Consider the following 20,865-nt stretch of genomic DNA (forward strand, 5'->3'; position numbering starts at 1 on the left):
ACATTTCTGTCCCACTATGCAAGAATATTGTCCCGTAACATGAAACGCTTTCTTGCAGAGAGGACGTGAAACGGTGTCCACAGCAGTGCGGGCGCAGGCGGCTGCCCCGAAGTACACCAGCCCTGAGGAGCGGCGCCGTGTGCGCTTCGCCTCCACAATCGGCACGACAATCGAGTTCTACGACTTCTACGCCTACGCCACAGCGGCCGTGGCGGTTTTCCCCTTCCTTTTCTTCCCCGAATCGGACAACTCCACCGTCGCGCTGCTGCAGTCCTTCGCCACCTTCGGCCTAGCCTTCGTCGCGCGCCCGCTCGGATCGGTGATCTTCGGCCACTTCGGCGACCGCATCGGCCGCAAGGCCACGCTGGTCGGCGCCCTGCTGACCATGGGCATCGCCACCTTCATCATCGGCCTTCTGCCCACCTACGCCCAGGTGGGCATTTGGGCGCCCGCCCTGCTGGCTCTGATGCGCTTCTGCCAGGGTCTCGGCCTCGGCGGCGAGTGGTCGGGGGCGGCCCTGCTGTCCACGGAGACCGCCGCGAAGGGGCGACGCGCCTGGGCAGCGATGTGGCCCCAGCTCGGCGCGCCCTTCGGCTTCCTGCTGGCCAACGGCTTCTTCCTCATCCTTGTCACCTGGCTGGGCCACACAAGCGGCGACCCCGAGGGCGCGTTCATGTCGTGGGGCTGGCGCATCCCCTTCCTCATGTCCGCCGTCATGGTGATCGTCGGCCTGTGGGTGCGCCTGCAGATCGAGGAGACGCCGGTGTTCCAGCATGTGCTGGACAAGGACGAGAAGGTTTCCCTGCCGCTGTCCACGGTGTTTGCCAAGGCGTGGCGCCCGCTCATCCAGGGCACGTTCATCATGGTCAGCTGCTACACGCTGTTCTACCTCGTGACCACATGGTTCCTCTCCTACGGCATCGGTAGCGCCGAGGAGGGCGTGGGCCTGGGCATCCCCTACGTGGACTTCCTGCAGCTGCAGCTCATCTGCATCTTCGGCTTCATGTTCGGCATCCCCGTCGCATGCAGGCTTGCCGACGCCTACGGGCGCCGCCCCGTCTTGGCCACCACCTCGGTCGCCATCATCATCTACGGCCTCTCCTTCCGTTGGCTGCTCGACCCGGAGAGCTTCACCATGGTCTCGCTGGGCGTGTTCCTGTTCATCGGCATGATCCTCATGGGCCTGATCTTCGGCCCCATGGCCGCCATCCTGCCGGAGCTGTTCCCCTCCAACGTCCGGTACACAGGCTCGGGCATCTCCTATAACGTCGCCTCCATCTTGGGTGCCGCTATCGCCCCCTTCATCGCCACCGCCCTCAACGCCAACTACGGCCCGCACGCAGTCGGCATCTACCTGGCCGCGGTCACCGTCGTCTCGCTGGCGGCCATCCTCTGGACCCCGGAAACCAAGCACGGGGAGATGCACGGCAAATAACATGACCTATGCTTTCCCTTATGGAAAGCCAGGAAGCACGGGAAGCGCTCGCCGCGGTTGCCGCCGTCGAAAATAAGGCACGCGGCGGGCAGCGGCTTTCAATCCCCGCTGCCGCGGCGTGCGCGACAATGGGCGCATCAGCTTTCTTCCTCATGCAGGGCCGCGATGGCTGGGCGCTGGCGTTCCTCGTCGCCTCCCTCGTGTTGGTCGCGCTCCTCCTGCGTGGCACATCCGCCGTGCGCCCCGCGCTTAAGCAAAAAGTACGGCCCGATCCCCCCTTCAGCTGGTCCTCCCTCATCCCGACCCTGATCATTTTCCCGGTCCTGGCGGTTCTTCCCGAGGGCAACACCGCCGTCTCCGCCGCCCTCGGAGTCGCTGTCGCCGCGTCCTTAGCCGTGATCACGGCCAGGGAGGAGCGCTAAGAGTGGCTCTCGACCCCTTCATCCGACCCCTTAACCGGCTGAAGATATGCGCCGCCCTCAACGCCGCCGGCGCCACAGACGGCGAGACGAAGTACGAAATGCGGCTCTCGCACCTCAGTGAGCTCACAGAGGTCCCCGCGTCCGCCCTAACCCCGCAGCTCGACGCCCTCGAGCAGGCGGGCTACATTACCCGGTTCAGCGAGTACGGCCCGACCGGGGCAAAGGACATTGTGTGGGTCACGTTAACCAAACAGGGCAAACAAGCTCTGGAGGACCACCTCGAGGCGCTCCACGACCTCATCCAGGACTAACCACTCGACCGATGTGCACCCCGCCACACAAAACCCCAGGACGCGCACCACAACCGCCGAGTAGAGCCCCCGCCCACTCGACCGATGCGCACCCCGCCGCACAAAACCCCAGGACGCGCACCACAGCCGTCGAGTAGAACCCCCGCCCACTCGACCGATGCGCACCCCGCCGCACAAAACCCCAGGACACGCATCACAACCGTCGAGTAGAGCCCCCGCCCACTCGACCGATGCGCACTCCGCCGCGCAAAACCCCAGGACACGCATCACAACCGTCGAGTAGAGCCAGCGGGACGAGCCTCGCGCGCAGTTTTCCGTACACTGCGGGACATACCCCTAGGGGGTAGGAGAATGACCGCACGAGACGCACGAAAAGGAGCGCACCATGACGGAGACAATGAAGGCGATCAGGCACGTCGGCTACCACACCTTCCCCGAGCTGAAGGATGTACCAAAGCCCTCCCCGGGTTCCGGGGAGGTCCTGCTGAAGGTGGCGGGCTCGGGGGCGTGCCACTCGGACGTCGCTATCTTCGATGAGTTCGACGAAGGCCAGGTTCCCGCGCTGGATCCGGAGTACACGCTGGGCCACGAGATCTCCGGCTGGGTTGAGGAAGTCGGCGAGGGCGTCGCGGGGCTGGAGAAGGGCGACGCATACCTCGTCTACGGCCCGACGGGCTGCGGCCGCTGCGACATGTGCGCCCGCGGCACGGAGACCTACTGCCGCTACCCCGAGGAGGCGGGCGCGAACGGGATGGGCCTCGGCCGCGACGGGGGCATGGCGGAGTACGTGGTGGTGCCCGCCCGCAACCTCATCCCGCTCGGCGACGTCGACCCGATCGCCGCTTCCGCCCTCGCGGATGCCGGCCTAACCCCGTACCACGCGATCAAGAAGGCGCTCCCGGCCCTGGGCGGCGGCGGCACGACCGCGCTCGTCATCGGCCTTGGCGGCTTGGGCCTCATCGCCGTGCAGATCCTCAAGGCGCTCACGGGTGCTTCCATCATCGCCACGGATGCGAAGGACGAGGCCCTGAAGTCCGCCGCTGATCTCGGCGCGTCCACCGTCCCGGTCGGCGACGGGCAGGTGGAGAAGATCCGCGAGCTCACAGGCGGGCGCGGCGTCGACGCCGTCTTCGATTTCGTGGGGATCTCCTCCACCGTCACCACCGCTCTGCGCAGCGCTGGGGTCGGCGCCGAGGTGGTCATCGTGGGGCTGGGCAACGGCAGCACCGCGGACTGGTCCTTCCGCGCCAGCGCCTACGAGGCCCGGCTGTACAGCACCTACTGGGGCTCGCGCGACGAGCTCTTCGAGCTGGTGGAGATGCTGCGCCGCGGCCAGATTGAGCCGCTCTACACCACATTCCCGCTGGAGAAGGGCCTCGAGGCCTACAAGCTGCTTCTCGACGGCAAGGTCAGCGGCCGCGCCGTCATCGTGCCGCACGGCGAGTAAGGGGCGGCTAGTACGCTTGGGGGACATGAGTTTCCCCTCCCCACGTATAGATTCCTTTGCGCTGGTCACGGGCGCCTCGCAGGGCATCGGCGAGGCCATCGCCCGCGACCTGGCCGCGGCCGGGCATAACCTCATCGTCGTCGCCCGGCGCGAGGGCGTGCTCATGGAGCTCGCCGAGGAGCTGAGCGCTAAGCACGGCGTCGACGTCGAGGTCTTTGCGGCGGACTTGGCGAAGGAGCGCGACGTCACGGCGCTCCTCGACCACATCGCGCAGCGCACCATCTCCATCTGCATTAACTCGGCCGGGATCGCCTCGTTCGGCCCCTTCATGAAGCAGGACTGGGACTACGAAACGAACCAGTACCACCTGAACGCCACCGCGGTCTTCCGCATCACCAAGGCCGTGCTCGACCAGATGGTGCCGCGCGGGGAGGGCGCGCTGTGCAACGTGGGTTCGGCCGCGGGCAATATCCCCATTCCGAACAACGCCACCTACGTCTTCACCAAGGCCGGCGTGAACACCTTCACCGAGGCCCTCCACTACGAGCTGAAGGACACCGGCGTGCACGTCACCCTCCTCGCGCCCGGCCCGGTGCGCGAGGCGCACGTGCCCGAGGAGGAGCAGACCATCGTGGATAAGGTGGTCCCCGACGTCCTCTGGACCACCTACGAGTCCTGCTCGCGCGACACGCTCGCTGCTTTACGACGCAACAAGCGCCGCGTCGTCCCCGGCCCCCTGTCCAAGGCCATGGACGTTATTTCCACCTACGGCCCGCGCGGCGTGATCGCCCCGCTCGTGGGCACGTTCTACGCGCAGATGGGAGAAGAATAAATGGACGTGCCCGCAAAGAACGACCGCATCGTCTGGGTCGACCTGGAAATGACCGGACTCGACCCGGCCCGCCACGTCATCGTCGAGGTCGCAGCTCTCGTCACCGACGCCGAGCTGAACATCCTCGACGAGGGCGTCGACCTCGTCGTCCACGCCACCGAGGCGGAGCTGGCCGAGATGGACGACGTCGTCACCGCCATGCACTCAGAAAACGGGCTGCTGGACGACATCACGGCGTCCACCACCACAATCGAAGAGGCAGAGAAGGCGGTGCTCGGGCTCGTCGAGAAGCATTGCGATCCCGCCCATCCCGCGCCGCTGGCCGGCAACTCGATCGCCACCGACCGCGCCTTCATCCGCGCCCAGATGCCGGCACTCGACGCGGCGCTGCACTACCGCATGATCGACGTCTCCACCATCAAAGAGCTCGCGCGCCGCTGGTTCCCCAAGGCTTACTACCAGCAGCCCAAGAAGGGCCTCGCGCACCGGGCGCTGGCGGACATCGTAGAATCCATCCGCGAGCTCGACTACTACCGGCGTTCCGTCTTCGTCGCCGCGCCCGGCCCCACCACCGAGGAGGCCGGGTCTTTCGCCGCGGAGGCGACCGACGCCTACCAGCGGTTTTTGTAAAAATACACCGCCGTACTAAGGTAGAGTCCGCTGCCAAAAAGCAGCGATGGTGGCTGTAGTTCAGCTGGTAGAGCACCAGGTTGTGATCCTGGGTGTCGCGGGTTCGATCCCCGTCAGCCACCCCGACGGCACGCCCCTCACCGATCTCGTTGGTGGGGGGCGTCGCGCTTTCCGCGTTACCGCAGTTCAAAACCGGGTTAAACGACAAGTTTTGTGTTTTTGTCGTTTAACCCGTGGTCGACGTCAACGCATTTCGAAGCTCCACGACCAAGGGTTTTGCTGCCAGACTTTCGCTAAGGTCAACCGTAGTCGACGTCAACGCGTCAAGCCTACGCAACCTGGGGATGTACCCCCATAGAATCCTTGCCCCCTCGAAACCTACGCCCCGGCGCTGACGTCGACGGCCTCGAGCGCCGCATCCGCCAGCGCCACCTCGCGTTCCCCGGCGCGCACCAGCCTCATCCCGGCAAAGCGCGTGCCGGTCATCCGCACGCCCACGCCGGGGCGGATGCCCACCTCGGCGAGGTAGCGCAGCAGCTCGGCGTCGGAGTCGTTGATGCGCTCGACCACGCCGGTTGCGTCCTCGGGCAGGGAGGCGAGCGTTTGCACCTGGAGCGCCTCGATCTCGCCGGTGGCGGTGGGGATGGGGTCGCCGTGCGGGTCGCGGGTGGGGTGGCCGAGGAGGGCGTCGATACGCGCGATGAAGGTCTCGGAGACGGCGTGCTCGAGCTGGTCTGCTTCCTCGTGGACCTCATCCCAGCTGTAGCCGAGCTGCTCGACGAGGTAGGTCTCGATGAGCCGGTGGCGGCGCACCATGACCAGCGCGACCTCCCTGCCCTTCTCCGTCAGCGAAATCCCGGAGTACGGCTCGTGCGCGAGCAGCCCCTTCTCCGCCAGCCGCTTGACGCCCTCGGTGGTGGTGGAGGCGCGCTGGCCCATGCGCCCGGCGATGACGCCCATCGTGGCGGGCGCGCCGGTGCGCTCGGTGAGGTCGAAGACGACCTTGAGGTAGTCCTGTGTCTTGAAGGGCAGCGCGGAAACGTCCATAGGAGAAATCCTAGGTCAGCCGCCGCACCCCCAGCGAGGCCACGTACACCACTCCGGACCACAGCGCGATCATCCCCCCAGCCGATAGGTCCCACCAGTGGGCGCTGGCCAGCCCCAACAGCCCGAGGGCGAAGCCGACCAGCGGCGAGCCCCACAGCAGCGCGCCCGGGGTGCGCACCCAGGGCCGCAGGATCGCCGGCGGGGCCGCGAGTAGCGCGATCGAGACGATGGTGCCCACCGCCGGAATCGCCACCACGATGCCGAGGCAGACGAGGACGAGCACGAGGGCGTCGTAGAGCCTGTGAGCGCCTATCGACGCCCGGAAGAGCGCCGCGGAAAACCCCAGCGACACCAGCCGCGGACCCGCCCACCAGCAGGCCCCCGCCGCCAGCGCCAACACCACGCCGGCGGCGGCCACGTCGGCGGCGTTGGCCGTGAGCACCGAGCCGGTGAGGAAGGACTCCACCCGCACCGGCAGGGGCGCAAACCACGTGGCCGCAAAGTAGCCCAGGCCGAACCCGGAGGACAGCACGATCCCCGCGGCCGCCTGACTGGAAATGCCGGGCAGGCGCACCAGCGCCGCCATCACCGCCGCCAGCGCGAGGCACCCGGCGAGCGCGCCGGCGAAGATCAGCTCAGTGACGTGACCGGGTGCAAGCGCGGCCCCGGCCACCACGCCGAGCACCGCGCCGGGGAACGCGGCGTGGGAGACGGCCTCGGCGAAGAAGATCCGCCGGTGCATGAGCGCCAACGCGCCGATCAGACCGGTCGCTGCGCCGACGAGCACGACCTCCCACACCGCGAGCTGGTTGAGCTGCCACCACGTCACCGTGCCGGTTGCCGCGTTACCCACCGCGCACCCCCTCTCAGCGCAGCGACGAGGAGGAACCCGCCGAGCAGCACCATGACCACGCAGGCCTGGGGCGAGACCGGGCGCGCGATGGGCTGCGCCACCACCCACATTCCCGCCACCCCGGCGGACACCCCGAAGGTGCTGGCCATCACCGCCATCGCCTCCGTCGAGGGGGTCACCAGCCGCGCGGCAGCGGCGGGGATGACCACGAAGCCCACCACCAAGAGCACCCCGACGGCCGAGGCGCCGGCCACCACCGTGGCCGCAACCGCCGCGTTGAGCAGGGCGTCCTGGCGCCCCACTTTGATCCCCGCGGCGCGGGCGGCGGTCCTGTCGAAGGCGACCGCTACCTGCCTGGGCCAGGCCGACCAGACGAGCGCGAGGGCCACCGCGCAGGCGATGAGCGCGTGCGTGAAGCGGGCGTCGGTAAGCTCAAGCAACCGGCCGAACATGAGGGCCTCGAGCTGGCCGGATTTGTCCGAGTGCGCCAGCGAGATCACCATGCCGGCGGCGTAGAAGCTGGCCAGCACGATGGCGGTGCCCGCCTCCTCCAGCGCCCCGCCCCGGCGCGCCAGAACCGTCAGCACGGCCGCGGCGACCGCGCCAACAACCGCGCCGCCGGGCACGATGCCGTCGAGGCCCGCGACGATAAAGCCCACGACGATGCCGGGGAACACGGCGTGCGAGATCGCCTCCGCCGAAAACTCCGCGCGGCGCAGGTTCACTAAGGTGCCCACGGCCCCGGCGCACGCGCCCAGGGCGACGAGCATGATCAGCGGGCGCAGTAGGTAGGGGGTGACCATGAGGCTCACCGGCGGATCCCCCCATCGGCGACGGTGAGGGTCCGGTCGCAGGTGTCCTCGGACAGGCGCAGGTCGTGGGTGGTCAGCAGCACCGCCAGGCCCTGCGCCTTGAGCTCGAGGACGATCTCGACGAGCCGGTCGCGGCTGGGGGCGTCGAGGCCGTTGAAGGGTTCGTCGAGAAGCACAGCCTTCGGGCGCGCCACGAGGGCGCGCGCCAGCAAGACTCGCTGGCGCTGCCCGCCGCTCATGTCGCCGAAGCGCACCCGGGCGCGCTCCGCCAAGCCCACCCCGGCGAGCGCCTCCCGGCACAGCGCCTTGCCCGACCGGCCAAGGCGCTGGAACGGGGAAAGCTGCGGCACGAGGCCCAGACCCACCACAGCCTCGGCGGTGATGGGAAACTCCGGCGCGGCGTCCGAGTGCTGTGGCACGTAACCCACCTCCCCGTCGACCCTGACCTCGCCTCTCAGCACGTCCGACAGCCCGAGCGCGGCCTTCAGCAGCGTGGATTTCCCCGCGCCGTTTCCGCCAAGCAAAGCCACAGCCTCGCCCGGGCCGACCGTGAAAGTGACACCGCGCACGACCGGGGAGCGCCCGTAGCCGACGGTTGCGTCCACGTAAGCGAGCGTCACGGCTATGCGCCCCTCAGTGTCTCCGGCAGCGGGGCGGGCTCGCCGCCCCAGGCGGTGACGAGGGCGGTCACGTTGTGCACGATGGAGCCGACGTAGGTCTCCCCGTGCGTGCCCGCGGGCCCGAGGGAATCCCCGTACAGGGCGTCCTCGCCCGTGACCACCTCGACGCCCGCGGCGCGCGCGATGGCCTCGATGGACTTGGCGTTGTTGGAGTTCTCCGCGAAGATGACCTTCGCGTTCGACTCGCGCACCTGCTCCACGCCCTCGCGGATGTGCTCGGCGGTCGCGTCCTGCTGCGCGTTGAAGTCGGACAGGGCGGAGCCGATGAAGTCGACGTCGTAGTCGCGGGCGAAGTAGCCGAACGCGTCGTGGGAGGTAAACAGCACGCGGTCCTCGCGCGGGACGGTGGAGATGCTCTGGCTCACCCAGACGTCGAGGTCTTTCAACTGCTCCAGGTAGCCCTCCGCGCGTTGCCCCCACGTACCCGAGGTGCCGGCGGCTTTGTCCAGGCTGGCTGCGATGTTGCGCACCTGCACGGTAGCGCCGCGCGGGGAGGTCCACACGTGCGGGTCGTGGGCGAACTCCTCCTCCTCGCCAGGTTCGGGCTCGAAGGGCCAGGGGGCGATGTCCGCGCTGTGCTCGCCCTCGTCAACGGTGTAGCGGTCCCCGCCGGGCGCCTCACTAAGTGCCGCGCCGGAGCCGAGAAAGCCCGAGGTCACAGCCATCGTTCCCGCAAACCCCGAGGCCTCAACCGCTTGGTCGAGGAAGTGCTCGAGGTCGACGCCGTTGACGAAGAGGAGGTCGGCCTGGCCGAGCGCCTCCATCTGGCGGCTCGTCATCTCGTGGTCGTGGGCGGAGGCGTTGGGGGCGAGCAAGCAGGTGAGCTCGAGGGTGTCGGGGCCTTCGCCCGTCGTTTCCGTCGCGCCCTGCGCGTCGGTCTTGACCAGCTGGGCGCCCTGGGCGCCCTCGGCGATGCGGGTGATGTAGTCGCAGATCTGCGTGGTAGTGGCCACGGCCTTGACGTTGCCGTCCGCTCCTGAGGCGTTGGCTGTACGGGCAGGGTCGTTGCCGGGCGCGGAGCACGCTCCGAGCGCGCCCGCGAGGGCGACGACAGTGCACAGGGTTGTGGTGCGCATGGGGGTTTCCTTTTCGGGCCGGGGGCGCGTTGCCCCGCTAACAGGTACAGGGGCACCCTAACACGTCATCTGCGCATTTATGAACTATAGTGTTCATCGTGTTGAACTACGCTGGACGCGGGAGCAGGCCCGCGGCGGGCGCGGACACCCTAAGGCAGCTCGGGGTTACCGGCCTCCCACTTCTCCCACGGGATGTTCCAGTAGCCGAGGCCGTCCGTGCCGCTGAGCGTGCCGCCGTAAGTATTGACAACTTCGACGGGGTCACCCCGCTTCGTGTTCTGCATGAACCAGCCGGCGTCCTCCGGGCTGGCGTTGATGCAGCCGTGGGACTGGTTCGCCGCACCCATCGCCCACATCGCCCACGGCGCCGAGTGGACGTAGATACCGGAGTAGGACAGCTGCGTCGCGCTGTTGACCGGGGTGACGTAACCGCCGGAATCCAAGCCAAGACCGAAGGAGCGCGAGTCCATCACCAGCGCGTCGTGCTGGTCGCCGACCACGTAGGTGCCGTTCGGGGTGTCCCACATGCCGTCGGTACCCAGCGAAATCGGAAACGACCGGACCGTTTCGCCGTTGCGGGTCACCGTCAGGGTCTTCGTCGCGTTGTCCACGTGCGTGATCACCTCGTCGCCGATGGTGAAGCTCGTCTCCGCGTCCTCCGCGCCGTAGACCCCGCCGCCGAGGTCCGCGCCGTACAGGTCAGCCGTCACGCTCACGGTCGTGCCCGGCTCCCAGTAGTCCTTCGGGCGCCAGCGCAGCTCGTAGGGGTCGATCCAGTAGAAGTCGCCCTCCGTGTCGTTCGAGGTGGTGACCGTGATCTGTTCCTCCACGGCGGCGCGGTCCTCGGGAGCGGCGGAGAAGCGGAACGTCACCGCCTGCCCCACCCCAACGGTCGAGCCGTCCAGCGGGCCGAGGGCGGCGTAGGCCTGCACCGCCGGTGTGACCGTGGTGAACGTGGTGTCAATGGCGTTACCCGCCCTGTCGGCCCCCGTGAATGTGTACGTGCGCCCGTAACCGAGCTCCTCCGTCGTGTGCCACTGGGTCATGTCCTCGTTGAACTCACCCTGCACGCGCTTGCCGGCGTCGTTGGTCAGCATGAGCGAGCTCAGCCCGGCCTCGGCGCTCACCTCCACCGGATCCAGCGGGGCGACGTCGGTCGCGCCGTCCCTGACCGACACGCTCGGCTTCGCCTCCCGCTGGGGCGTCTGCGTCGTCGTGGGCGCCGACGTTTCTGCCCCGTCGGCCACCTCAGCGTTACCCGCCGAGCACCCCGCCAGCGCCAAACCTGCGACAAGCGCAACCGCGGCCAGACCCCGTCGTGCGCCCCGTGCCTTCTTCAAAGTGTGTATCCTCACTGCACCCTTACCGGACCCCATCAGGCCCTCCGATGGACCATCCAATCCATCTTATCGCGCCGCTGCACTAAGTCCTAGTTTCCGACCACGGCGGCGATTCCCCCCAGAAAGACGCCGCCACCAGCCGATTTCACGCCCCGCGGAGAGTGGTGTTATATTCTTCTTCGTTGCCCACACGGCACGGATAACACCATAAGCGCTACTAGCTCAAGTGGTAGAGCAACTGACTCTTAATCAGTGGGTTCGGGGTTCGAGTCCCTGGTGGCGCACCGCACTACCCCCGTCGGGTTCATTCCCGGCGGGGGTTTCGCCTGTCACGCCCCCGCACGCTTTCATTAGACTGGCACGACATGAAGACAGCACTGCTTATCGTAGATGTCCAGAACGATTTCTGCCCGGGCGGCGCGCTTGCCACCGACCGCGGCGACGAAGTGGCCGCCAAGATCGCCGAGCTCATCTCCACCCCGGACAGCCGCTCGCGCGAGTACTCCCACATCCTGGCCACCCAGGACTGGCACATCGACCCGGGCTCGCACTTTTCCGACTCGCCCGACTTCCAGGACTCCTGGCCCGTCCACTGCGTCGCAGATTCGCACGGCGCCGAGATCAAGGGGACCATCGACACATCGCTTATCGACGTCTTCTTCCGCAAAGGCGAATACTCCGCCGCCTACTCCGGCTTCGAGGCCTCGGCCGAGGGCGTGGGGCTGGCCGATTGGCTGCGCCGCCACGACGTCGACTCCCTCGATGTCTGCGGCATCGCCACGGACCACTGCGTGCGCGCCACAGTGCTCGACGCCGTGCGCGAGGGCTTTACCGTGCGCGTTCTGCGCAACATGTGCTCGCCTGTCGACGACCACAACGGCGTGCGCGCCCTCGAGGAGATGGCGGAGGCCGGGGCCGAGTTGACCTAAGCCCCCGACCGGGAAACCCGAGCGGGGGCTGAAGGTGCGGGGTAGTACTCCTAGCGGCGCGCCAGCAGGTCCTGGAGCTCCTTGAGCTCCTTCTTGCGCTTGCGCCCGTTGAAGAACTTAATGGCCACCACGGCCACAATGCCTACACCGACGCCGATCAGGGCCTTCTGCACGCCGTCCTGCTTGAGCAGGTTTGCTGCCTGGTCCTTCGCGTTGTCGGCGAGGGTGGAGGGGCTGGTGCGGAACGCAATCTCGTCGAGCGTGCTGGCCAGCTGTCCGCGGGTGCGCTCGATGTCGCGCTCGATATCGTTGATGTCTCGTGCCACGGTAATGAACTCCTACATTGACTTTCTTTAAACGTGTCCTTGCCAACAGTAGTGTAAAACGGGCAAGTATGACTGAGAACACCCGCTTGGACACGGGCGATACCGCCCCCGCCTTTTCCCTGCCCAGCGACACCGGAGCGACAGTCTCGCTCGCGGACTACGCGGGCAAAAAGGTGATCGTCTACTTCTACCCCCGCGCCAACACTCCCGGCTGCACCGCCGAGGCGTGCGACTTCTCCGACAACCTCGCCCAGTTCAACGACGCCGACATCGACGTCGTTGGCATCAGCCCGGATACTCCGGAGAAGCTGGCGGCGTTCCGCGCCGACCACGACCTCGCCATCACCTTGCTATCGGACCCCACCAAGGAGGTCATGCGGCAGTGGGGCGCCTTCGGAGAGAAGAAGAACTACGGCAAGACCGTCCAGGGCGTGATCCGCTCCACCTTCCTCGTCGGCGAGGACGGCACAGTAGAAAAGGCGCAGTATAACGTGCGCGCCTCGGGCCACGTCGGGCGCATCTTGCGGGACTGGCCCATCGGGTAATACCCCGGGGTGGGAAATGAGTGTGCGCCCGGCGAGACTTGAACTCGCACGTCCGTAGACACTGGAACCTAAATCCAGCGCGTCTGCCAATTCCGCCACGGGCGCTCGGTAGCACGTTTACTGTACACGGGCCCCGGCACGGCGAGAAACCGCGTATCCCGCGCGTTTATCAACCTTTTGTTTGAGTTGGTAGACTTCCCGGGTGTGAAGGAGCCGATGAATGCCAGCCCGGGCGCCGATACCCCGGGCACGGAAGCGCAACCGCCGCAGCGCCAGCGCATTCGCGTGCGCGCGTGGCACATCGTGCTGCTGATTATCGCGGTCATCTGCACCTTTCTCCTCGCCTGGTGGCAGTGGACCAGGTTCCAGTCCGGCAGCGGCACGTTCCAGAACCTGGGCTACGCGCTGCAGTGGCCCATCTTCGGCGCCTTCTTCGTCTACGCCTACCGCATGGGCATCAAGATGGAGAACGAGAAGATCGACGCCCACAATTCCGGCGAGTCCATGCAGGAGCTGTACGAAGCCGACGAGGCGCGCTTCGGGCGCGAGACTGCCTCCACATCGATCGATGACGATTTCCTCCCCGCCCGCCCCACGCTCGACGTCGACGAGTTCAACGCGCTGAACGTCCAGCGGCGCGGCCGGGGCGACGGACCTGAAGAGAGAAGGCCATGAGCACCACCTCCCCCCAGACCCCGAAGATCCACCCCGAGCGCCAGCGCCGCGTCAAAACGGCGCTGACGCTCTTCTCCATCGCGGCGTGGGTCACCGGCATTCTGCTTCTCCTGCTCTGCCTACGCATGGTCATGCAGTACCTGCTGGACATGGACGTCTCTGCCCTGCTCTGGGTCGGCCGCGTACACGGGCTGGCCTACATGGCGTTTTTGATCACCTCCATGAACCTCGGCCTGAAGGCGCGCTGGCCCGCGGCAACGTGGGTGGTCACCGCGATCTCCGGCGTCGTGCCGTTCCTGTCCTTCTGGGTGGAGTCGAAGCGCCGCCGCGAGGTGACCGAGCAGTTCCAGCTGGGCTAGCGCCCACAGCAGCGCCCACAGCAGGGCCCGCAGCCCGTCACAGGCGCGCCATGATCGGCGCCAGCTCGCGCAGCGCGGCGCCGCGATGGGAGCGCCTGTTCTTCTCCTCGGGCGCCAGCTCGGCTGAGGAGCGCCCGGGCGTGTCGGCGGGCTCGAAGATCGGGTCGTAGCCGAAGCCGCCCTCTCCGCGTGGGGCGCGCAGGAGCTGCCCCTCCCACCGGCCCGTCGCCGTGAACTCGTCGCCGGTGGGGGTCACGAGGGCGCAGCACGAGACGAAGGCTGCGTCGCGCAGCCCCATGTCCTGCATTTGCGCGAGCAGGAGGCGGTTGTTCGCTTCGTCGTCGCCGTGGCGCCCGGACCAGCGCGCCGAGAGCACGCCCGGCATGCCGTTGAGGGCGGTGACGGCGAGCCCCGAATCGTCCGCCACGCAGGGCAACCCGGTTGCCCCCGCCCCAGCGCGGGCTTTGATGAGGGCGTTGTCCTCGAAGGTGAGGCCGTCTTCCCGAGGCTCCGGGTAGGCGGCGACATCGCGCAGCGAGACCACCTCTACCCCGGTGATCCCGAGGTCAGCGAGCACGGCCTCGAGCTCGCGCTGCTTCTTCGCGTTGTTGGAGGCGACGAGGACTTTTACCACCCCAGCGCCGCCTTCTGCGCCTCGATCAGCTGAGCGCAGCCCGCCCCGGCCACGTCGAGCATCGAGTTCAGCTCGGCGCGACCGAACAGGCCGTGCTCGCCGGTGCCCTGGATCTCGACGAACTTGCCGCCCTCCTGCATGACCACGTTCAGGTCCACCTCGGCGCGCGAATCTTCCTCGTAGGGCAGGTCGAGGGCAACGTTGCCCTCGAGCAGCCCTACCGACACCGCCGCCACCGGCGAAAGCAGCGGCTGGCCGGGCACCACCCCGCGCTCCTGCAGGAAGCTAATCGCATCCGCCAGCGCCACGTAGGCGCCCGTGATGGAGGCTGTGCGGGTGCCGCCGTCGGCCTGGAGCACGTCGCAGTCGAGCTGGATGGTGTTCTCCCCCAGCTGCGACAGGTCCACCGCCGCGCGCAGCGAGCGCCCCACTAGGCGGGAAATCTCGTGCGTGCGGCCCTTGACCTTCCCCTTCATCGACTCGCGCGGCATGCGCTCGTGCGTGGCGGAGGGCAGCATCGCGTATTCGGCGGTGAGCCAGCCCTCGCCGGAGTCCTTCTTAAAGCGCGGCACCCCCAGCTCAACCGAGGCGGTGCACATCACGCGGGTGTTGCCGAACTCCACAAGGACGCTGCCCGCCGGGTTCGAGGTGAAGCCGCGGGTGATGCGGACGGGGCGCAGCTCGTCGAGGGCGCGCCCATCGGCGCGCCGGAAAGCAGATTCAGTCATGCCTCCCAGCGTAACTTACAGGTCGAACACTGCCCCGGGCCGGCCGACGATGACTTCGCCGTCAAACTCCCGGCACGCCGCGGCACGCGTTTCCTCCGGGTCGGTCCACGGCTGGATGTGGACAAGCACGAGCGTGGCCACCCCGGCCTCGCGGGCGATCCGCCCCGCCTCCTCGCCCGACAGGTGCATCCCGGGGGCCTTGCCCTCCGAGCTCGGCCCCCAGGCCGCCTCGCAGAGGAAAAGATCGGCGCCGCGGGCGACGTCGAGAAGCGATGGCGTCATGCCCGAGTCCCCCGTGAAAGCGAGCACCCGGCCCGTGTCATTGCACGCGACGCGCAGGCCGTGGGATTCGGCGGCGGGGTGCAGGACCGGAATGGGTGTGACCGTGACCCCCTCGATCTCCTGCGGAACCCACGGCTGCCAGGGGCGGAAGTCGAAAGTATCGGAGATGTCGTCGACGTCGTCGGGGCCGTCGGCGCCCATGCGCCCGAAGTGCAGCGGCGCGTAGGAGGGCCCGGCCATGATGTGGCGCCTCGGCGAGGGCGCCGTCGGGTGGAAACGGCGCCACACCAGCAAAGAAGGGATGTCGGAGCAGTGGTCGGCGTGCAGGTGGGAGAAGATCACGTGCGCGTTCGCCGGGTCGAACACGGGCTGCAGAGCCGCGAGGGCGCCGGGCCCGAAGTCCATCAGGATGCCCGGCGCGGCGGGGCGCTCAGGGGACGTAATCAGGTAGGAAGACCCGGGATTGCCCGGCGCGCCCAGGCTCCCGGAGCACCCGAGAATGGTCAACCTCATGGCACAACTGTGCCACGAAACACGGGCGAAATCTAACCAACCCGCCTTCGCATCAGCCCGCGGCGGCGCTGCCCACCGCCGTCACCTGTGGCCCGAGGAAACGCGCGGCCAGGGCGTTGAACAGTTCCGGGTCCCCGGTGGATTCGAACACGCGCGTCGGCGTGGCGCCGGCGGGGGCGAGCATGTCCCTTTCCGTGAGCACGCGCAGCACGTCCTTCGCGGTCTCCTCCGCCGAGGACACGAGCGTGACGTGGTCGCCGATGGCCAGCTGTACCACGCCCGAGAGCAGCGGGTAGTGGGTGCAGCCCAGCACCAGGGTGTCCACCCCCGCGGCCTGCAGCGGCTCGAGGTAGCCCTGCGCCACCCCGAGGATCTGGCGCCCTGAGGTCACGCCGCGCTCCACGAACTCGACGAACGCGGGGCAGGCGGCCGCGGTGACCTCGACACCCGGCGCCAGGTTGAACAGGTCCTGGTAGGCGCCCGAGGTAATCGTGCCGACGGTGCCGATCACGCCGACACGCTTGTTGCGGGTGGAGGCGATCGCGCGGCGCACCGCCGGTTTGATCACCTCGACGACGGGGATGCTGTAGCGCTCGCGCGCGTCGTGCAAGAAGGCCGCCGAGGCGGTGTTGCAGGCGATGACGAGCATCTTGCAGCCGCGCTCGACGAGGTCGTCGGCAATGCGCGTCGCGTGGCGGCGCACCTCGGCGATGGGCTGCGGGCCGTAGGGGCCGTTGGCGGTGTCGCCGATGTAGATGATGGATTCCTCGCTGAGCTGGTCCATCACCGCCCGGGCAACCGTCAGGCCGCCCACCCCCGAGTCAAACAGCCCGATCGGGCGGGGATCCCCCGCGGCGGGCTGGGTATCGGCGGCCGGTGAAGCAGAACGCGGAGTACACACGCGCCTGATGGTACTCCGGGCCGCCCCGCGCTAGCGCCCGCGCCGTTCCAGCTGGCGTCTTTGCCGGCGGGCGACCAGCTCGGGCGGGTCGTCGGAGGTAATCGTCATGCCCGCGATTAGCCCGCCGATGGCACCGAAGAGGTGGCCCTGCCAGCTCACCCCGGGGTTGATGGGCAAGACGCCCCAGATGAGGCCGGAGTAGAAGAAGCCCAGGATCACGCCGAGCAGGATCTGCGCCAGCGAGCGGTTGAAGATGCCGCGGATAATCAGGTACGTCAGCCAGCCGTAGACGAGGCTGGAGGCGCCGATGTGGTTAGTGCCCACCCCGCCGAACAGCCACGTGCCCACGCCCGCGATGATCCAGGCGAACGCCGTGACCTCCCAGAACACCTTCGACCCCGAGTAGCCGATGAGGAAGCAGAAGATCGCCCCGGGCACGCTGTTGGACACGATGTGGCTGAGATCCGCGTGCAGCAGCGGGGCGAAGAGGATGCCGGGCAGCCCCGTGATGTCGAGCGGGTGGATGCCGAAGGCGTTGAGGAGGCCGCCGAAAAACACGAAGTTGATCAGGAAGACCGCCCAGATGACCACGAGGTATCCCACCGCGTAGCGCAGGCCCGTCCCGCGTTTTTCCGCGCGCGTCTTTTTCACCTGACCGGAGGACAGGGGCTGCAGGCCGTTGAACTGCCGTGGGGGCTGGTAGTAAGACACACCGAGCAGTTTAGTGGGTTAGCTCACTCCATGTCGGGACCCCGTAGCCGGGCCGCGCGCTCACGACGGCATCGACGATCGCCGCCTCCACGGCCTCAGCCGCCGCCGCGCTCAGTGCAGCTAGCTTCTCGACGCCCACCCCAGCGCCCACCTCACCCGCCGTCGAGACGGCGAACAGCGTGTCCCCGTCCAGGGGCAGGTGCGCCGGGCGCACGGCGCGCGCGATTCCGTCGTGGCCCGCCATGGCCAGCCGCTGCAGCTGCGCCAGCGGCAGCGGGGCGTCGGTGGCGACGACCCCGATCGTGGTGTTGAGCTGCGGCTTTGGGTAGTCCAGGCGGGCGAACTCCGCGAGGTTGACGGCCGGGCGCGCGCCGTCGCCGTAGAGCAGGCCCGTTTCGGGGTCGACGACGCTGCCGACCGGGTTCGCCACGACCCCCGCCGCGACGACGTGGCCGCACACGTCGCGCGCCGCCTGCCCGAAGCCGCCGCGCAGCACCCCCGCGGTCGCGCCGCAGCCGGCGCCCACGCTCCCGGAGGCGGGCTCCTGTTCGGCGTTCTGTCCCGCAAAGGCCGCCGCGACCGCCGCCGCCCCGTCGGCAGCCGTGGGGCGGTGCCCGGGGGAGCCGACGACGAGGTCGAAGATGACCGCCGCCGGGACGATCGGCACTCGTGGGCCGGGCGCGTTCTCCCCGAACACCGGAAATCCCCTGCCGCGGCGCTCGAGCTCGCTCATCGCGCCGTCCGCCGCCGCCAGGCCGAAGGCCGATCCCCCGGCGAGGATGATCGCGTGAACGCGCTGGACGGTGTTGTGGGGAGCGAGGAGGTCCGTTTCCCTGGTTCCGGGGCCGCCGCCGCGCACGTCGACGGCGGCGAGCATGCCCGCCGTTTCGCGCGCGACGACGGCGCTCACTCCGGTGTCCCCCATGCTCGCGTGCCCGAGGAGGACCCCCGGTACGCGTGTCAGGCCGCTGCTTACCGTCATGGCCGGATTGTAGTTGGCCCTACCCCATCATCGCTTCCAGGAGGGACTCCTGGCAGAAGGCGAGCCACTCGAGCAGCCGTTCGCGGTCCTGCTCGGCCGCCTCGCCGGGGCGGTCGTCTTCGGAGATGTACAGGCGCATGTCGTTGACGGCGGCGAGGAACTTGTGCGCCTCGTCTTCCTCGATGGTGACGTCGACGCCGCCGGTGGGGCCGAGCGCCTGGTTGACCACCTGCAGGTTCATCAGCTTCGTCCTGATGATGTCGTTTTCGTGCAGGCTGCGCAGAAGGCCTGCGTCGCCGTCGAACTCCTCGTCGCCCTCGCGCTGGAAGTCGGGCAGCAGGCGGCGCAGCTTCGGGTCCTCGGGGGCTTCGGAGTGGCCCGCCGCCAGGCCGATCATCTCGGCGAGCTCGTCCTTCGGCGCCGACTGGGCGCGGGAGATCAACGCCTCGGACACGGTGGCGGTGAGGTTCCCGATGACTTCGCGCTCGAGCGGGTCAAACCGGGTGGAAAACTTCACGCTCGAGCGCATCAGGCCCTTCTTGCGGCGCCACGGTTGCATTCTTTGCCTCGTCCCCTCTCTTACCCAGTCTCTTAACCGGCCTGCTGCATGGTGGCCCACAGCCCGGCGGTGTGCAGCTTCTTCACGTCACCTTCGACCTTGTCCTTCTCACCCGAGGAGACGACGGCCTTGCCCTCGGTGTGCACCTGCATCATCAGCTCGTTGGCGCGCTTGCGGTCGTAGCCCAGCACTGTCTGGAAGACGTAGGTGACGTAGCTCATCAGGTTGACCGGGTCGTCCCACACGATGCACATCCACGGCAAGTTCTCGGAGACGGCGACGTCCACCTCGATCTGCTCGTCCAGGTCGGGTGTCGCCGTCGGGGAGCCCATGGCGCGCGCGACCGCCGGGAGGGCACCGGAAGCGTGTGAAGGAATCATGCTGCCCACCCTACCCACTGCCTCCCCTAGCCTGCAGTTCGGGATTTATTCACCGCGCACGCGCGCGGCCTGCCCCCTTACGTGATGCAGGTAACGTGGGTTGCTATGACAAATCCCACGCCCCAGTCCCGCGCCTCGACGGCTTTTCTTACCGATATGTACGAGCTGACCATGCTCGACGCCGCACTCCAGGACGGAACCGCCGAGCGCCAGTGCTCCTTCGAAGTCTTCTCCCGCAAGCTCGCCGGCGAGCGGCGCTACGGGGTCGTCGCCGGCACCGCGCGCATCCTCGACGCGCTGTCGCGGTTCCGCTTTACCAAAGAGCAGCTCGAGGCGGCCGATTTCCTGTCCGACGCGGCCAAGGATTACCTGTGCAACTACTCCTTTTCCGGCCATATTGACGGCTACCGCGAGGGCGAGCTCTATTTCCCCAACTCCCCCATCATGACGGTGCGCGGCACCTTCGCGGAATGCGTCATCCTAGAGACGATCATCCTGTCGATCCTCAACTCCGACTCGGCCGTGGCCACCGCCGCCTCGCGCATGGTCACCGCCGCCGACGGGCGCCCGATTATGGAGATGGGCTCGCGCCGCACCAACGAGGCCGCTGCGGTATCCGCGGCCCGCGCCGCCTACATCGCCGGCTTTGACACCACCTCCAACATGGAGGCGGCGACTCGCTACGGCATTCCGCCCTCGGGCACGGCGGCCCACGCCTGGATGCTGCTGCACGTCGACGACGAAGGCACGCCGGACGAGAGGGCCGCGTTCCGCGCCCAGGTCGCATCCCTGGGCCCGGGCACGACGCTTCTGGTGGACACCTTCGACATCACCAAGGGCGTCGAAAACGCCCTCGCGGCGGCGGGCACCGAGCTCGGCGCCGTGCGCATTGACTCGGGCGACCTCGGCATCGTCTCCCGGCGGGTGCGCAGCCAGCTCGACGAGGCCGGCGCCTACAACACCAAGATCATCGTCTCCTCCGACCTCGACGAGTTCGCCATCGCGGGCCTGCGCGGCGACCCCGTTGACGGCTTCGGGGTGGGCACCTCGGTCGTCACCGGTTCCGGCTCCCCCACCGCGGGGATGGTGTACAAGCTCGTGGAGGTGGAGGGGCACCCCGTCGCCAAGCGATCGAGCGGAAAGGTCACCTACGGCGGCACGAAAAGCGCGCTGCGGGCCTACCGCGGCTCCGGCGTCGCCGTCACCGAGCTGGTGTGCCCCTTTGACACGCAGATCACGGCGCGACCGGGCCTGGAATACCGGCGTATGGACATCCCGCTGGTGCGCGACGGCCGAGTCGTCGACGGGCTCGGCGGCCTCGATGACGCCCGCGCCCACCTCGCCGAGGCGCGCACCACGCTGCCCTGGGAGGGGCTGGCGCTGTCGCGCGACGAACCCGCCATCCCCACCCGCTTCGTGGGCTTTCCCGAGCCCGCGGAGTAAGCCCATACACTAG

The 20,865-nt window shown here is 68.2% G+C and carries 26 protein-coding genes and 3 tRNA genes; 13 read left to right on the plus strand and 16 right to left on the minus strand.

The window, feature by feature from the left end:
- Positions 1–73: 73 nt before the first annotated feature.
- The 7 genes from CAURIS_RS08830 (at position 74) to CAURIS_RS08860 (ending at position 5,199) form a co-directional block, all read left to right on the plus strand.
- The gene (locus CAURIS_RS08830; protein ID WP_290341697.1) at positions 74–1,435 is read left to right on the plus strand and encodes an MFS transporter; all 1,362 of its coding nucleotides are present in this window, start codon (positions 74–76) and stop codon (positions 1,433–1,435) included.
- A 20-nt stretch (positions 1,436–1,455) separates the two neighbouring features.
- Positions 1,456–1,857: a hypothetical protein gene (locus CAURIS_RS08835; RefSeq protein WP_290341698.1), complete on the plus strand. Its 402-nt coding sequence runs from the start codon at positions 1,456–1,458 to the stop codon at positions 1,855–1,857.
- Between the two features lie 2 nt (positions 1,858–1,859).
- On the plus strand, positions 1,860–2,168 hold the full coding sequence (locus CAURIS_RS08840) for a transcriptional regulator (protein ID WP_290341699.1): 309 nt from the start codon (positions 1,860–1,862) through the stop codon (positions 2,166–2,168).
- Between the two features lie 385 nt (positions 2,169–2,553).
- Positions 2,554–3,615: an alcohol dehydrogenase catalytic domain-containing protein gene (locus tag CAURIS_RS08845; RefSeq protein WP_290341700.1), complete on the plus strand. Its 1,062-nt coding sequence runs from the start codon at positions 2,554–2,556 to the stop codon at positions 3,613–3,615.
- 25 nt (positions 3,616–3,640) lie between these two features.
- Complete coding sequence (gene cmrA, locus CAURIS_RS08850; protein ID WP_290341701.1) at positions 3,641–4,447, plus strand: mycolate reductase; 807 nt, start codon at positions 3,641–3,643, stop codon at positions 4,445–4,447.
- Entirely contained in the window at positions 4,448–5,077 is a 630-nt protein-coding gene (orn, locus tag CAURIS_RS08855; RefSeq protein ID WP_290341702.1) for an oligoribonuclease, read from the plus strand. It abuts the gene before it with no gap.
- Between the two features lie 49 nt (positions 5,078–5,126).
- Positions 5,127–5,199: transfer RNA gene (locus CAURIS_RS08860), tRNA-His, on the plus strand.
- 256 nt (positions 5,200–5,455) lie between these two features.
- Here CAURIS_RS08860 and CAURIS_RS08865 read toward each other — a convergent pair.
- The 6 genes from CAURIS_RS08865 to CAURIS_RS08890 all read right to left on the minus strand — a co-directional run bounded on the left by CAURIS_RS08865 (position 5,456) and on the right by CAURIS_RS08890 (position 10,921).
- Positions 5,456–6,124 carry a metal-dependent transcriptional regulator gene (locus CAURIS_RS08865; RefSeq protein WP_290341703.1) on the minus strand — a complete coding sequence of 223 codons (669 nt, stop codon included), beginning with the start codon at positions 6,122–6,124 and terminating at the stop codon, positions 5,456–5,458.
- A 10-nt stretch (positions 6,125–6,134) separates the two neighbouring features.
- Positions 6,135–6,977, minus strand: coding sequence for a metal ABC transporter permease (locus tag CAURIS_RS08870; protein WP_290341704.1), 843 nt, complete (start codon positions 6,975–6,977; stop codon positions 6,135–6,137).
- The gene (locus CAURIS_RS08875; protein ID WP_290343363.1) at positions 6,950–7,780 is read right to left on the minus strand and encodes a metal ABC transporter permease; all 831 of its coding nucleotides are present in this window, start codon (positions 7,778–7,780) and stop codon (positions 6,950–6,952) included. Before CAURIS_RS08875 ends, CAURIS_RS08870 begins: the two co-directional genes overlap by 28 nt.
- A gap of 5 nt (positions 7,781–7,785) precedes the next feature.
- Positions 7,786–8,409 carry a metal ABC transporter ATP-binding protein gene (locus tag CAURIS_RS08880; protein WP_290341705.1) on the minus strand — a complete coding sequence of 208 codons (624 nt, stop codon included), beginning with the start codon at positions 8,407–8,409 and terminating at the stop codon, positions 7,786–7,788.
- A gap of 2 nt (positions 8,410–8,411) precedes the next feature.
- Positions 8,412–9,545 (minus strand): metal ABC transporter substrate-binding protein, encoded by a 1,134-nt coding sequence (locus CAURIS_RS08885; protein WP_290341706.1) that lies wholly within the window; start codon positions 9,543–9,545, stop codon positions 8,412–8,414.
- 149 nt (positions 9,546–9,694) lie between these two features.
- On the minus strand, positions 9,695–10,921 hold the full coding sequence (locus CAURIS_RS08890; RefSeq protein WP_435383998.1) for a L,D-transpeptidase: 1,227 nt from the start codon (positions 10,919–10,921) through the stop codon (positions 9,695–9,697).
- Positions 10,922–11,096: 175 nt separating this feature from the next.
- Here CAURIS_RS08890 and CAURIS_RS08895 point away from each other — a divergent pair.
- Positions 11,097–11,169: transfer RNA gene (locus CAURIS_RS08895), tRNA-Lys, on the plus strand.
- Between the two features lie 81 nt (positions 11,170–11,250).
- Positions 11,251–11,814, plus strand: a complete 564-nt coding sequence (locus tag CAURIS_RS08900; RefSeq protein WP_290341708.1) for a nicotinamidase — start codon at positions 11,251–11,253, stop codon at positions 11,812–11,814.
- 50 nt (positions 11,815–11,864) lie between these two features.
- Here CAURIS_RS08900 and CAURIS_RS08905 read toward each other — a convergent pair whose 3' ends face one another.
- The gene (locus tag CAURIS_RS08905) at positions 11,865–12,140 is read right to left on the minus strand and encodes a DUF3618 domain-containing protein (RefSeq protein ID WP_290341709.1); all 276 of its coding nucleotides are present in this window, start codon (positions 12,138–12,140) and stop codon (positions 11,865–11,867) included.
- A 68-nt stretch (positions 12,141–12,208) separates the two neighbouring features.
- Between CAURIS_RS08905 and bcp the strand changes: the two genes are divergently transcribed.
- Entirely contained in the window at positions 12,209–12,685 is a 477-nt protein-coding gene (gene bcp / locus CAURIS_RS08910) for a thioredoxin-dependent thiol peroxidase (protein WP_290341710.1), read from the plus strand.
- A gap of 23 nt (positions 12,686–12,708) precedes the next feature.
- On the opposite strand, the gene CAURIS_RS08915 is transcribed toward bcp, so the two are convergent.
- Positions 12,709–12,790 (minus strand) — tRNA-Leu (locus CAURIS_RS08915).
- Positions 12,791–12,889: 99 nt separating this feature from the next.
- Between CAURIS_RS08915 and CAURIS_RS08920 the strand changes: the two genes are divergently transcribed.
- On the plus strand, positions 12,890–13,360 hold the full coding sequence (locus tag CAURIS_RS08920) for a hypothetical protein (protein WP_353959231.1): 471 nt from the start codon (positions 12,890–12,892) through the stop codon (positions 13,358–13,360).
- A complete protein-coding gene (locus CAURIS_RS08925; protein ID WP_290341712.1) occupies positions 13,357–13,719 on the plus strand; it encodes a DUF3817 domain-containing protein in 363 nt (120 codons plus the stop codon). Before CAURIS_RS08920 ends, CAURIS_RS08925 begins: the two co-directional genes overlap by 4 nt.
- Before the next feature lie 37 nt (positions 13,720–13,756).
- Here the strand turns inward: CAURIS_RS08925 and rdgB are convergent, their stop codons facing one another.
- Genes rdgB through clpS form a run of 8 tightly spaced genes read right to left on the minus strand, consistent with a single transcriptional unit; the run spans position 13,757 to position 19,361 of the window.
- Positions 13,757–14,353, minus strand: coding sequence for an RdgB/HAM1 family non-canonical purine NTP pyrophosphatase (rdgB, locus tag CAURIS_RS08930; RefSeq protein ID WP_290341713.1), 597 nt, complete (start codon positions 14,351–14,353; stop codon positions 13,757–13,759).
- Positions 14,347–15,081, minus strand: a complete 735-nt coding sequence (rph, locus tag CAURIS_RS08935; protein WP_290341714.1) for a ribonuclease PH — start codon at positions 15,079–15,081, stop codon at positions 14,347–14,349. Before rph ends, rdgB begins: the two co-directional genes overlap by 7 nt.
- A 15-nt stretch (positions 15,082–15,096) precedes the next feature.
- Complete coding sequence (locus tag CAURIS_RS08940) at positions 15,097–15,876, minus strand: MBL fold metallo-hydrolase (protein WP_290341715.1); 780 nt, start codon at positions 15,874–15,876, stop codon at positions 15,097–15,099.
- Between the two features lie 52 nt (positions 15,877–15,928).
- Positions 15,929–16,777 (minus strand): glutamate racemase, encoded by an 849-nt coding sequence (murI, locus tag CAURIS_RS08945; RefSeq protein WP_435383999.1) that lies wholly within the window; start codon positions 16,775–16,777, stop codon positions 15,929–15,931.
- 30 nt (positions 16,778–16,807) lie between these two features.
- Positions 16,808–17,452 carry a rhomboid family intramembrane serine protease gene (locus CAURIS_RS08950; RefSeq protein WP_435384045.1) on the minus strand — a complete coding sequence of 215 codons (645 nt, stop codon included), beginning with the start codon at positions 17,450–17,452 and terminating at the stop codon, positions 16,808–16,810.
- Between the two features lie 46 nt (positions 17,453–17,498).
- Positions 17,499–18,470 (minus strand): P1 family peptidase, encoded by a 972-nt coding sequence (locus CAURIS_RS08955; protein ID WP_290341716.1) that lies wholly within the window; start codon positions 18,468–18,470, stop codon positions 17,499–17,501.
- Between the two features lie 19 nt (positions 18,471–18,489).
- Positions 18,490–19,029 (minus strand): DUF2017 domain-containing protein, encoded by a 540-nt coding sequence (locus tag CAURIS_RS08960; protein WP_290341717.1) that lies wholly within the window; start codon positions 19,027–19,029, stop codon positions 18,490–18,492.
- 32 nt (positions 19,030–19,061) lie between these two features.
- Complete coding sequence (clpS, locus tag CAURIS_RS08965) at positions 19,062–19,361, minus strand: ATP-dependent Clp protease adapter ClpS (protein ID WP_290343368.1); 300 nt, start codon at positions 19,359–19,361, stop codon at positions 19,062–19,064.
- 153 nt (positions 19,362–19,514) lie between these two features.
- Between clpS and CAURIS_RS08970 the strand changes: the two genes are divergently transcribed.
- Positions 19,515–20,852 carry a nicotinate phosphoribosyltransferase gene (locus CAURIS_RS08970; protein ID WP_290341718.1) on the plus strand — a complete coding sequence of 446 codons (1,338 nt, stop codon included), beginning with the start codon at positions 19,515–19,517 and terminating at the stop codon, positions 20,850–20,852.
- The last annotated feature ends 13 nt before the right edge of the window (positions 20,853–20,865 follow it).

The sequence above is a fragment of the Corynebacterium auris genome (genome assembly GCF_030408575.1).
GTDB classification, from domain to species: domain Bacteria; phylum Actinomycetota; class Actinomycetes; order Mycobacteriales; family Mycobacteriaceae; genus Corynebacterium; species Corynebacterium auris.

Coding starts and splice junctions, on each gene's coding strand:
- CAURIS_RS08835 (WP_290341698.1), top strand. CDS start 1,456: ATGGAAAGCCAGGAAGCACGGGAAGCGCTCGCCGCGGTTGCCGCCGTC.
- CAURIS_RS08845 (WP_290341700.1), top strand. CDS start 2,554: ATGACGGAGACAATGAAGGCGATCAGGCACGTCGGCTACCACACCTTC.
- cmrA (WP_290341701.1), top strand. CDS start 3,641: ATGAGTTTCCCCTCCCCACGTATAGATTCCTTTGCGCTGGTCACGGGC.
- orn (WP_290341702.1), top strand. CDS start 4,448: ATGGACGTGCCCGCAAAGAACGACCGCATCGTCTGGGTCGACCTGGAA.
- CAURIS_RS08865 (WP_290341703.1), bottom strand. CDS start 6,124: ATGGACGTTTCCGCGCTGCCCTTCAAGACACAGGACTACCTCAAGGTC.
- CAURIS_RS08875 (WP_290343363.1), bottom strand. CDS start 7,780: ATGGTCACCCCCTACCTACTGCGCCCGCTGATCATGCTCGTCGCCCTG.
- CAURIS_RS08885 (WP_290341706.1), bottom strand. CDS start 9,545: ATGCGCACCACAACCCTGTGCACTGTCGTCGCCCTCGCGGGCGCGCTC.
- CAURIS_RS08890 (WP_435383998.1), bottom strand. CDS start 10,921: ATGGGGTCCGGTAAGGGTGCAGTGAGGATACACACTTTGAAGAAGGCA.
- CAURIS_RS08900 (WP_290341708.1), top strand. CDS start 11,251: ATGAAGACAGCACTGCTTATCGTAGATGTCCAGAACGATTTCTGCCCG.
- bcp (WP_290341710.1), top strand. CDS start 12,209: ATGACTGAGAACACCCGCTTGGACACGGGCGATACCGCCCCCGCCTTT.
- CAURIS_RS08925 (WP_290341712.1), top strand. CDS start 13,357: ATGAGCACCACCTCCCCCCAGACCCCGAAGATCCACCCCGAGCGCCAG.
- rph (WP_290341714.1), bottom strand. CDS start 15,081: ATGACTGAATCTGCTTTCCGGCGCGCCGATGGGCGCGCCCTCGACGAG.
- CAURIS_RS08940 (WP_290341715.1), bottom strand. CDS start 15,876: ATGAGGTTGACCATTCTCGGGTGCTCCGGGAGCCTGGGCGCGCCGGGC.
- CAURIS_RS08955 (WP_290341716.1), bottom strand. CDS start 18,470: ATGACGGTAAGCAGCGGCCTGACACGCGTACCGGGGGTCCTCCTCGGG.
- CAURIS_RS08960 (WP_290341717.1), bottom strand. CDS start 19,029: ATGCAACCGTGGCGCCGCAAGAAGGGCCTGATGCGCTCGAGCGTGAAG.
- clpS (WP_290343368.1), bottom strand. CDS start 19,361: ATGGGCTCCCCGACGGCGACACCCGACCTGGACGAGCAGATCGAGGTG.
- CAURIS_RS08970 (WP_290341718.1), top strand. CDS start 19,515: ATGACAAATCCCACGCCCCAGTCCCGCGCCTCGACGGCTTTTCTTACC.